Source organism: Dysgonomonas sp. 511, from assembly GCF_010501105.1.
Taxonomy (GTDB): Bacteria; Bacteroidota; Bacteroidia; order Bacteroidales; family Dysgonomonadaceae; genus Dysgonomonas.
Genome location: NZ_QVMQ01000051.1, coordinates 1 through 8915, shown reverse-complemented (window position 1 = coordinate 8915; position 8915 = coordinate 1). Strand labels below are relative to the sequence as shown.

General features: G+C 35.8%; 12 protein-coding genes and 2 pseudogenes. 10 read left to right on the top strand and 4 right to left on the bottom strand.

Annotated features, from left to right (window positions below):
• Positions 1-59: 59 nt before the first annotated feature.
• Together D0T57_RS14740 and D0T57_RS15935 are read right to left on the bottom strand one after the other, a co-directional pair.
• On the bottom strand, positions 60-236 hold the full coding sequence (locus D0T57_RS14740) for a hypothetical protein (protein WP_163274240.1): 177 nt from the start codon (positions 234-236) through the stop codon (positions 60-62).
• A 30-nt stretch (positions 237-266) separates the two neighbouring features.
• Positions 267-379, bottom strand: a pseudogene (locus D0T57_RS15935) (DNA-binding protein); the annotation flags it as partial.
• 358 nt (positions 380-737) lie between these two features.
• Between D0T57_RS15935 and D0T57_RS14730 the strand changes: the two are divergent.
• From D0T57_RS14730 to D0T57_RS14685, 10 genes are all read left to right on the top strand, one after another.
• Positions 738-1253, top strand: a complete 516-nt coding sequence (locus tag D0T57_RS14730) for a TetR/AcrR family transcriptional regulator (protein ID WP_255490624.1) — start codon at positions 738-740, stop codon at positions 1251-1253.
• 51 nt (positions 1254-1304) lie between these two features.
• The gene (locus D0T57_RS14725; protein ID WP_163274238.1) at positions 1305-1826 is read left to right on the top strand and encodes a DinB family protein; all 522 of its coding nucleotides are present in this window, start codon (positions 1305-1307) and stop codon (positions 1824-1826) included.
• A 350-nt stretch (positions 1827-2176) separates the two neighbouring features.
• A complete protein-coding gene (locus D0T57_RS14720; protein WP_255490623.1) occupies positions 2177-2551 on the top strand; it encodes a hypothetical protein in 375 nt (124 codons plus the stop codon).
• A gap of 149 nt (positions 2552-2700) precedes the next feature.
• Positions 2701-3057 (top strand): helix-turn-helix domain-containing protein, encoded by a 357-nt coding sequence (locus tag D0T57_RS14715; protein ID WP_163274237.1) that lies wholly within the window; start codon positions 2701-2703, stop codon positions 3055-3057.
• Positions 3058-3359: 302 nt separating this feature from the next.
• Positions 3360-3965: a BfmA/BtgA family mobilization protein gene (locus tag D0T57_RS14710; protein ID WP_163274236.1), complete on the top strand. Its 606-nt coding sequence runs from the start codon at positions 3360-3362 to the stop codon at positions 3963-3965.
• A gap of 3 nt (positions 3966-3968) precedes the next feature.
• Positions 3969-4853 (top strand): DUF5712 family protein, encoded by an 885-nt coding sequence (locus D0T57_RS14705; RefSeq protein ID WP_163274235.1) that lies wholly within the window; start codon positions 3969-3971, stop codon positions 4851-4853.
• Between the two features lie 19 nt (positions 4854-4872).
• Positions 4873-5280, top strand: coding sequence for a GNAT family N-acetyltransferase (locus D0T57_RS14700; protein WP_163274242.1), 408 nt, complete (start codon positions 4873-4875; stop codon positions 5278-5280).
• A gap of 334 nt (positions 5281-5614) precedes the next feature.
• Positions 5615-5899, top strand: a complete 285-nt coding sequence (locus D0T57_RS14695; protein ID WP_163274234.1) for a helix-turn-helix domain-containing protein — start codon at positions 5615-5617, stop codon at positions 5897-5899.
• The gene (locus D0T57_RS14690; RefSeq protein WP_163274233.1) at positions 5896-6174 is read left to right on the top strand and encodes a DUF3876 domain-containing protein; all 279 of its coding nucleotides are present in this window, start codon (positions 5896-5898) and stop codon (positions 6172-6174) included. The genes D0T57_RS14695 and D0T57_RS14690 overlap by 4 nt, the downstream gene beginning before the upstream one ends.
• Positions 6175-6186: 12 nt before the next feature.
• Positions 6187-6468: a helix-turn-helix domain-containing protein gene (locus D0T57_RS14685; protein ID WP_163274232.1), complete on the top strand. Its 282-nt coding sequence runs from the start codon at positions 6187-6189 to the stop codon at positions 6466-6468.
• A 59-nt stretch (positions 6469-6527) separates the two neighbouring features.
• Here D0T57_RS14685 and D0T57_RS14680 read toward each other — a convergent pair whose 3' ends face one another.
• The gene (locus D0T57_RS14680; protein WP_185154689.1) at positions 6528-7862 is read right to left on the bottom strand and encodes a hypothetical protein; all 1335 of its coding nucleotides are present in this window, start codon (positions 7860-7862) and stop codon (positions 6528-6530) included.
• Positions 7863-8302: 440 nt separating this feature from the next.
• Positions 8303-8824 (bottom strand): annotated as a pseudogene (locus tag D0T57_RS14670) (site-specific integrase); the annotation flags it as partial.
• Between the last annotated feature and the right edge of the window lie 91 nt (positions 8825-8915).

The following is an 8915-nucleotide window of genomic DNA, read 5'->3' as shown; positions in this document are numbered from 1 at the left end:
CTATAAATTGAAATCGTCGCGCGTGAGAAAACCCCGAAACTAACTAATTATCAAATAATTCAAAGAGCTTTTTGTGATTTTAATGGGACAGCAATGATTTCAACTAAAGAATTATCCACACCTCTACATATTTTCATACATCGTTGATAGAAGTGCGTAGCTTGTGTAAAGTCTTCTTCTATTTTATTTTTAAATCCTAATAAATCTATAAATACACAGAATCTTAAATCATTCATATATGAAATTTTATTGGCAAATATAGCGAATTATTTATTATAAGAGTTTTCAAGCATATTTTCCACATCCCCCTGTAAATAATCTTACCCGGAAGCTGTACATAACGCAACAAACCCGTATCCCGATAATCCTGTAAAGTTCTATAAAAAATATGCAATAACAAAGCAAACCTTTGAAGATTGAAGTAACTCGTTAAAAAAACAGATTCAATCTCACTATTTTTCCTCAATTTGAAAACTGATAAAACGGAATCAAACGAAGATTTTTGCGGAATTTCCGTGTCCAATTCGTTACCTGTTTTTGGTATGAAAACAACTGGAAAACGTCGCATTTGGAACAATAATATAGGAACAAGTGAAGTTCTTCGTTCTGCTTTGCTTTTCCATTGTTCCAAATAGCTCTTCACGACAAAAATACAATTTATTTTCTAAATATACTTACTACTAAGTAAAATTGTTTATATTTGCATCATGAACGATACTCGAAGCGAAATAATACGATTGGCAGGCGAACTAATTAGGTCTATAGGATACAACTCTTTTAGTTACGCTGATATATCTAAGAAGTTAGATATAAAGAATGCTGCTATACACTACTATTTCCCTTCAAAATCCAATTTGGGAGTAGAAGTAATCAAGGAAAACCTACTTGCCTTTAATGAACTGATAGCGAAGTGGAAAAAAGAGGATTATAAAAAACAGTTTGCTAATTATATCCATATGCACGATAGCTTTATTAGTAAGAGTTGGGTATGTGTTGTTGGTGCATTAGCCCCGTCATATGATACTTTACCTGATAATATGCAGAAAGAGTTGGAGAAATTAGTTAATACGATTTTGGAATGGCTAACTGATTTGTTAGAAAAAGGAAGAGAGACTAACGTTTTCTCTTTTACTGAAACATCAAGAACAAAAGCCTTCATGATTCATTCTGCATTACTTTCTTCTTTGCAAATGAATAAGGTCTTGAAAAACGATGTCTATAAATCTATTCAAGAAGGATTGTTGAATATCTAATTTTTTTACCTAATACACTTACTTATTAGTAAGTAATTAAATAAGATAATAATGAAACAAATTGATTTTTTAAGAGAGCAAATAGTGGAGTCAAGAACCTTTGTAAATCGCTTAATTTCTGAACTTCCCAAAGAGTTGTGGTATGAAATTCCAGAAAACACTGATTCTAATTTTATATGGCAGATAGGTCATTTACTGATAAGTCAAAACTTTCATGCCATTACGTGCATCACAGGAAGAAATAGTAAAGTGTCTGATTTGATACCGATAGCCGATTATGTTAGAATTTTCAATGGTATGGGGGTACTACATAGGTCAGTTGACAAAGACATAATTCTGCCGTCTGAACTAATAGAACAGTTTAATGCAGTAAATGAAATATGTATTGAGAATCTTTCCAGATTAGATGATGATATTTTATCCCATGAATTAGAACCTATTCCATTTAAGCATCCGGTAGCCAATACAAAATATGATGCGTTATCATGGTGTTTCAAGCATGAAATGTGGCATAGTGCAGAAATGGAAGCTATTAAATTAGCTCTAAAACATCCTATTGTGTGGATGAAATAGTAGTATAGAAAGTCATTCAGCATAATACAAGACTCCGGTCTGAATATTAATATCACATTTAATTTTTATGCTTATGAATGAATTATTAAGAGAGAGGTTAATCAGGTTGTTATCTGAACCTACACAAGTCACAAACGAAGAAATGCAAAGTGCCTATGGATGCTTTATGAAAAGGGTAGAAACTGTTAGCCAATCCGAACTGGACTATTGGGAGAACTTTCGGATGCTGAATAATACTCGTATTGATTTAGTATTTATAGAAACCCTTAATCGGTACGAGCAGGGGGAAAAATGCCCTAAAATTCGCCTATCTTAAGAAAGCGATATTATTTCTTGAGTCTGTAATTGATTTGCTGAAACTTCAAATTCGCTATCCCGAACAGTTCCGGCAACCTGAATCGCCAACTTTCAAAGCCATGTTATCCCTCATATCCAAGTCTAAAAATTTAGGAATCATGGGTATGGCGGAAATTCTCACCTCCTTAAGGTTATTAGAGGGTATCGAAGACGAAACCGGAAAAAATCCTTCTACTATAGCTTTTAGCGATACATTTGAACAAGCTTTCGGCTTTAGCTTCAATGATATTTATGATTGTCAGAGAGAATTGTTCAGGCGTAAACCTTGCAACCTGACTAAAACACTTGATGCCATGAAAACCGCCCTGACAAAAGAATATAACAGGCGTAAATCCCAAAGGGGCAAAAAAGAAAATGAGAAAAGATGACTTTGTAATCAGTTGATATTTAGCTATTTATTTTCAAGATGCAGGGGTCTATACCAGATTCCTGTATTTTTTTTGCTTCGTTCTTCCGTCCTTTGCCTCGTCAATGCATTGAAGACAAAGTAGTATTAATTTGAAAAACGAGGCAAATCATGTATATAAACAATGAAGATTTTGAAAAATGGATGCAGAAGTTATCCAAGAAATTGAGTGAAATCGGTCAAGACTTAAAATCACTCATCAACACCAAAGAAGTATTTAGCGAAGACGAAACCCTGCTTGATAATCAGGATTTAGCCTTTCTCTTGAAAGTAAGTTACAGAACTCTCCAACGGTATCGCTCCAGTAAAAAACTACCTTTCTTTATGATAGCTCATAAGACCTATTACCGCACTTCTGATGTCCGGGAGTTTGTTCGTTCCCATATGGATTTTCAAACCTATCAGGACTTTGAGAAAAAGCATCCGAAGCCCGAAGACGAGGACAAGAAAGACGAAAATGATGAATGATTCTGCTTTTTATGTTCTAAGCAGAATAGCGCAAGCGGATGAAGGCTTGTTTTAGTTTACGCCTTTAAAAGCAGCTCCGCATTTCACAAAAACAACATCGCCTACTAGCTCTGTTTGTTTTGCGAAATTGAGCAAGAGGGAACTGGACTTCGTCCTGTTCTTCCTCTTGCCCTGCGGGGCAAAGCCTTCGGCTTTAGTGCTTTAGGATAAAGCACAGTTATAACACTTGCTATAATTCGAATTGATATACAATTCTATTTAAGCAAGTTATATATATGAATAGCTATAAAATAGTTATAACTATGGCTAAACAGAATAGAAATATCATATTTACGACAATAGCGATAGAAGCGGAAACGGACAAGTTGATAGAAAAACTTTGTAAACGCTATTCGCTGAAAAAAGGAGAAATTACAAAACTGGCTTTCCTATATCTGGATAAAGCACATATCAACCCTGCGGATGCGCCTGAATCGGTAAAGACGGAACTTGCCAAAATCAACAAACGGCAGGATGATATTATCCGTTTCATTCGCAGCTATGAGGAAGATAAGCTAAACCCGATGATAAGAACAAGCCATTCAATCGCTACCCGCTTTGATACTGCCTTGAAAGAACAGAAAGGATTAATAACTTCTGAAATAGAGCAAAGCCGGGAATTACAGGATAATGTTCTGAAAAAGATAAGCGAAACTTTCAACCAACATGCCGGAGTGATTAACAACCAAGCTAAACAGATAAACGAGCTTGCCCAATCCATAAACGCATCATCAAAAAAGCAGGAGCGGAATAATAATAAACTCCTGAAACTGATTTCCCTTTATTCGGAACTGGCAACATGCGGAGTAATGGACGGCAAGCGGAAAGAGAACCTAAGAGCCGAAATAGACGACCTGATAAACGAATAACCCATGAATATAGATTTCCCGCCACCGTCCAAAGGCACATATAACAATGCAGGCAGTAGCCGAAAGCTATGCAACTATTGTGAACATGAGGACATGGAACGCATGGAGCAAGGAATCTATACAGAGGGCTTTTTCAATCTGACAGACGATAATATCTACAAATCACAGGTTATAAAAGATATAGATAGTAATATCGGTCAGTTATTAAAGACGGATGCCAAGTTTTACGCTATCCATGTAAGCCCATCGGAAAAAGAACTTCGGGCAATGGGCAATACCGAACAGGAACAAGCCGAAGCCATGAAACGGTATATCCGTGAAGTGGTTATTCCCGAATATGCCAGGAACTTCAATAAAGGACTATCAGCAGAAGACATAAAATTCTATGGTAAAATACATTTCAGCCGGGACAGGTCAAACAATGAACAGAATATGCACTGCCATTTGATTGTGAGCCGGAAAGACCAGTCCAATAAGAAAAAGCTATCCCCGCTTACTAACCACAAGAACACACAGAAAGGAACGGTTAAGGGCGGTTTTGACAGAAAGAATCTGTTCCAACAGGCAGAGCAGGGATTTGACAAGTTATTTGGCTACAAGCGGGAACTTACCGAATCTTTTGAATACTATAACACGATGAAGAACGGCAGTATCTCCGACCAACTCGAAATGCAGGAACAGCAAATTAAACAAAAAACCACCCAGATACAATCCACACCTCAAAATACGGTTTCCGGTGAAAGAGAAAAGAAACAGGCGGTAAGCACACCAGATTTAGGATTAAGTTCCGTTTTCGGTATCCTGACCCCCGAACCGGGCAATGAGGAACAACCACTAAAACCGCCAAAGAAAAAGAAGAAACCAAATAAAGGAATAAGAAGAGGATAAAAAACTATAAATGAATACTATGTGCGAATATGAAGAAATACGGGAAGCAATAGATAGCTACCTGATGAAACGGTTCAGATACCGCCGTTCACTTGTATATCTTACTCCCGATAATATCGTAACCACCCGAAGAAATAGCCGGATAGACCTCTATTTGCGTATCAGGAGAATAGAAAGCCTGTTCCCGCCCGATTGCCTTATTATAGCCCGAATCGGCTTTCAAAAAGAACGCATAGGGCATGGCTCTCATTTCGTCAGGTTTTTAGCAGAAATAGCCGTAAAATATGGTTTTAGGTATGTCGGAATTGAATCAACCAATGAGAAAAGCAGTTCATTTGCCAAGAAGTTGGGTTTCTACTCAATAGACGGTTTTAACTATGCAATATCAGTGAAGAATCTTCTATCATATTTTCAATATAGAAGATAGTATAATTCTTTATTTATTTGATTTACAAAAGTACATTCCGGTAATAGAACGCCAACACCAAGCCGCAAGCGGTTTTTAGAAATTTCTTCCTTTTTGTTTCACAAAAAGAGTAAATTTCTAAAAAGTGTTGTCTTATCTATTCCCTGCATGAGTGAGATGTATATCAATTAAAAAAAGAAAAAAAATATTGTTGGGGATTGAGTATCTACGCCAGACACAGCCGCTTTCAGCCATTGCACTCCATTTCTTAAAATCTGCCTGAAATCTGCTTTCCTTTGCCTGAAAATCATTGCAATGAGAATAATTTCAGCAATCAGTAAAAACAGATTTTAGTATGGATATAGTAGCAATCGAAAGCAAGACGTTCGAGCAGATGAAAGGGCGTTTTGAAGATTTTGTCCGACAGGTAAAAAAACTATGCGGGGATAATCAGGACAAAGAAAAATGGTTAGGAAACGATGATGTTTGTAGCCTCCTGCAAATATCGCCGAGAACATTACAGTCATATAGGGATAACGGCCTACTGCCTTATTCACAAATCGGACGTAAATGTTATTACAAGGTATCGGATATTGAGAATTTAATCAGTCAGTCACAAAAAAGCAAAGAGCAAAAATGAAAACAGAAAATATCAACTTAGATAGGTTGGTCGGTAATTGGGAGAGTATAAACCTGAATCCGACAGTTATCATATATCGAAGCGGAGAAAGCTATTTACTTAGCATTATCCACATGAATGAAACGAGCAAACAGACAAGTCCTGCCACTTACGAAATACAGGAAGATGAAGACAGCTTCTTTATCAACTACAATCTAAAACGGACGGCTATCAGCTATGACATAAAACTGGATATATTAACTATCTCCGCATTGGGCGACTATATGCGGAACTAAAAAGATACAATAATGGAAATATTAGATAAGAGATCAACGGAAATAAATTCTTTCTTCACGGGATTGGATGAATTATTGGATACTATCGGACGAGCCCTTAAAAATCGCACTCCGCACCTGAACGGTGAAAAATTCCTCTCAAATCGTGATGTTTGCCGGATGCTTCAAATCTCTTCCCGAACGTTACAGGATTGGCGGGATACTGGTAAAATACCATTCATCCAAATAAAGGGGAAGATACTGTATAAACAGTCGGATATTTTGAAATGGTTGGAACAGATGCTTGCAAAATAAAATGGCTGATAATAAACTGTTATAAATTAATATTTTAAGAAAGACTTGGGAAATGACTTCTAAGTCTTTTTTTTAGATTTTACCAATAACACAAATGATTCGACTTTCCCGATTATTTCAACTGTAAATTCAAGTGAAAAGCTATTGTTGCTATAACTGCAACTTTCATTTCTCAAAATAGAATTAGAAATATACTGCGGTACTTCCAGTAAGAGCAACCTAAATATTACCTCTACACATTCTCTGAATTTTAAAATAGCCTCTTCACGTTCTTCTATACTATGGATAGATAGTGATAATTCCAGTTGATGGATATGTAGCTCTTCGCCTTGCAATGAAAGTAATAAGTTAGATAAGCCATAAGGTTGAATACAGTAATAACTATTACTACAATAAAACTCATCTAAACCATGTAGCTGATTCCATTCACTTAATTCTCCTATTTCTAGACTAGATAGAGATTTACAGCAAGCATCAATATCATTGAATAATTGGATGCTCATTTTATTGATAATGGGAGTTTTTTTATAGGTTGGAGATGATGCAACTTGTTTGATATATTTTCGATAATTTGTACCCTCTTCATACGCAAGAAAACCTATCTTTTTCCAAATTCTATAAACGCGCTTAAAACTAAAATTCCCATAATAAAGAACATATATTTTTATCTTCAGCCTTTCAATTTTACTTCTATCTTTAAAAAATCTATTACTAGCAACAAACATACTTTCATATTTCATGTATAGTGCAAGTCCCCAGAAATAAGGGACGGAAGAAACAGTTAAGATAACAGGAAGTATAAATTGTTTTGAGACATCAATCCAAGGAACGGTTTTAAATTCCATTATCGTTTTATATAGTGCGAATCCCATATAGATTAAGCCAATAATTCCTAATAATTGATTTAAGCAAGAGTTGACTTTTTTATGTTCTTTATTTGTTTTGGCAGAGATTTCAGAATAAGCACTTAACGCAACTATAAATACCAAACAAGGGAATATAATTAATTCCGCCAATAAACTGAATGCATATAAATTAACGAAGAACTCAATAATAACAGTAACAGAAATACTGTCCTTAATTAGTTGCCCAAAATAGCTAGCATCTTTTACTTTATTTAGACTAAAGAAAACACCTAATGCAGAAAATATAAACCATATAATAGTATCCTTTAGGAGAGAAAGATTCCAAAAATTACACTGCCATAACAGAACCACAATTAAAAATACATAAGCAATAAGAGAGAGATAAGTGATTGTGAGTTTAGGTGCAAACGCTGATTTGGCTATTTCTTTTAAATGAAATCTCCCTTTACTCCAAACCCAAAGAGTCGCTAAAATAGCAACTAGCCAAATAATTGAAGCTAACTCCCTAGTTGAAAATATATTATTCATTCTTATTATAATAATCTATAAACTCTGAATGCAAAGATATACATAAATGCCTGAAATGAACGCAATTATAAACCAATGCTTTTGTTGATTTCCCTTTCAGGAAACCGTCTGTTTCTTCTGCCTATTTTATGGATTTTGCTGTTATTTTCAGGCAGTTCATATTTCCCCTGAATGGTTTCCGCCAAATTCGTCATATCCTCATTGATTTTGGTGCGGGTAACTTCCGCATAGATTTGGGTAGTCTTGATTGATAGATGCCCATCATTTGGCTAAGTGTTTCTATCGGAACGCCTTGCGTCAGGTAGACGGTCGTTGCGAAGCTGAAACGGCTCATGTGAAAGGTCAGCCGTTTGTAAATCTCGGCAGCTTTGGCGAGCCGTTTCAGTTGCCAGTTCTAATCTAAACAGAAAAGCACCTTCCTAAATTATAAGCCAAGCTTTTTATGTAGTGGCAGCCGACAAACTTCCTACTTTCTGCATATCGCTTAGAATACTCTGATCCAGCACTTTCGCGTATCGTTTTGTCATACTGATATTTGAATGCCCTAACATTTTAGCAACATTTTCCATACTAACACCATTCGCCAAGCACACGGAAGTCGCATAAGTGTATCTTGCACAATGTGTTGAAAGATTTTTCTTAATCCCGCATAAATCGCTAATTTCCTTGATATAAGCGTTCATCTTCTGATTGCATGGAACTGGCAGTAATACATTCTGTTTTTTACAGAGGGGATGATCCTTATATTTCTCGATGATAGACAATGGCACATCTAATAGTGGAATATTACACATGTTTTTCGTCTTTTGACGAGCCTTCCGAATCCAATAGTTACCCTCTCTATCCTTTGTAATATGCTCCGAGGATAATTGCTTCACATCTATGAACGAAAGACCGGAGTAAGCACAAAAGACGAAAATATCACGCACCAAATCAATACGAGGAATTTCAAATTTTTTATTTTTCAAGTTCGCTAGTTAAAACTATGTACTTTAGTACAAGGCTTTAGCTTCTATAAATGTTTAAAATTCTATCTTTGTAACGTTTATGGAA

Bases quoted from the DNA above. Each gene is read 5' to 3' on its own strand.
- D0T57_RS14740 (WP_163274240.1), bottom strand. From the start codon at position 236: ATGAATGATTTAAGATTCTGTGTATTTATAGATTTATTAGGATTTAAA.
- D0T57_RS14725 (WP_163274238.1), top strand. From the start codon at position 1,305: ATGAAACAAATTGATTTTTTAAGAGAGCAAATAGTGGAGTCAAGAACC.
- D0T57_RS14715 (WP_163274237.1), top strand. From the start codon at position 2,701: ATGTATATAAACAATGAAGATTTTGAAAAATGGATGCAGAAGTTATCC.
- D0T57_RS14710 (WP_163274236.1), top strand. From the start codon at position 3,360: ATGGCTAAACAGAATAGAAATATCATATTTACGACAATAGCGATAGAA.
- D0T57_RS14705 (WP_163274235.1), top strand. From the start codon at position 3,969: ATGAATATAGATTTCCCGCCACCGTCCAAAGGCACATATAACAATGCA.
- D0T57_RS14700 (WP_163274242.1), top strand. From the start codon at position 4,873: ATGTGCGAATATGAAGAAATACGGGAAGCAATAGATAGCTACCTGATG.
- D0T57_RS14695 (WP_163274234.1), top strand. From the start codon at position 5,615: ATGGATATAGTAGCAATCGAAAGCAAGACGTTCGAGCAGATGAAAGGG.
- D0T57_RS14690 (WP_163274233.1), top strand. From the start codon at position 5,896: ATGAAAACAGAAAATATCAACTTAGATAGGTTGGTCGGTAATTGGGAG.
- D0T57_RS14685 (WP_163274232.1), top strand. From the start codon at position 6,187: ATGGAAATATTAGATAAGAGATCAACGGAAATAAATTCTTTCTTCACG.
- D0T57_RS14680 (WP_185154689.1), bottom strand. From the start codon at position 7,862: ATGAATAATATATTTTCAACTAGGGAGTTAGCTTCAATTATTTGGCTA.